The following is a 994-nucleotide window of genomic DNA, read 5'->3' as shown; positions in this document are numbered from 1 at the left end:
TGCTTACCTCAATTCAAATTAAACATTCAAATAAGATCAAAGTACCAAAAGCACCAAAAGCACCAAAAGCACCACAACTATATTATCTCTACTTTTTAACCTAACTAAGCCAAACGAACCTGCGGGCTCAATAGCCTCCGTTGGAAGTGTCCGAATGCGTTGAGCTAATTTGCGTGATGGAGGCAGGACTTTATTTACATATCCAAACTTCGTTTGGATTAACGTCGTGGGTTTTCCACCCACACCCGAGCAAAAGGGAGTGTACGGCAACTCCCTCTTGCATCACCCTCGCCGCTCCGACGAAATTTATACAGCAAAATTTCCAACGGAGTCTGATCCAGCTTTTGACGTCATTTGTAGCCTGCCTCGGTCTTTGTCGAAAATGCTAACGCTTCCGATGGGCCATCCATGGCCCCCGAAAGCTAACCTGACATCCATGTCAGGCTCACGCTATTTTCTCGGCGACCTCTATTTAAATTGAACATTCAAATAAGATCAAAAGCAGTTTTAAACCTTTACAGAATGAGCCCTGTAACAACAAATGAACTCGCAGACTCAATAATCTCCGTTGGAAGTGTCCGAATGCGTTGAGCTAATTTGCGTGATGGAGGCAGGACGCCGACATAGCCTCAGTTGAGCCAGGGATGGCGAATCTGAGGCGGTAGCTAATTCGCTCTATAGCATGAGGAACAACACTTCGTCGGAGCGGCAAGGGATATCGAAAAGGGAAATGCTGTTGTTTCCCTTTCGTCTGGTGTGGGCGAAGCGCCACGACTTTATTTCTTATTTCCATACTTCCAAACTTCGTTTGGATTAACGTCGTGGGTTTTCCACCCACACCCGAGCAAAAGGGAGTGGACGGCAACTCCCTCTTGCATCACCCTCGCCGCTCCGGCGAAATTTAAACAGCAAAATTTCCAACGGAGAATCATCTAGCGTTAACCATTTTTTGTAGTCTTCTTCGGCAAGCTGCAAAAAATCACTAACGCTTACG

At 46.2% G+C, this 994-nt stretch carries 1 protein-coding gene; it reads right to left on the bottom strand.

What is annotated here, in order from left to right:
* Positions 1–813: 813 nt before the first annotated feature.
* Positions 814–994, bottom strand: a 181-nt coding sequence (locus BCU84_RS20885) for a hypothetical protein (RefSeq protein ID WP_206747659.1), incomplete at its 5' end; no start/stop codon positions are given.

It is taken from the genome of Shewanella sp. 10N.286.51.B7 (genome assembly GCF_002873615.1).
In the GTDB taxonomy this organism is placed as follows: domain Bacteria; phylum Pseudomonadota; class Gammaproteobacteria; order Enterobacterales; family Shewanellaceae; genus Shewanella; species Shewanella electrodiphila.
The sequence above is the reverse complement of the archived record's forward strand: the minus strand, read 5'-3'. Positions and strand labels throughout refer to the sequence as shown.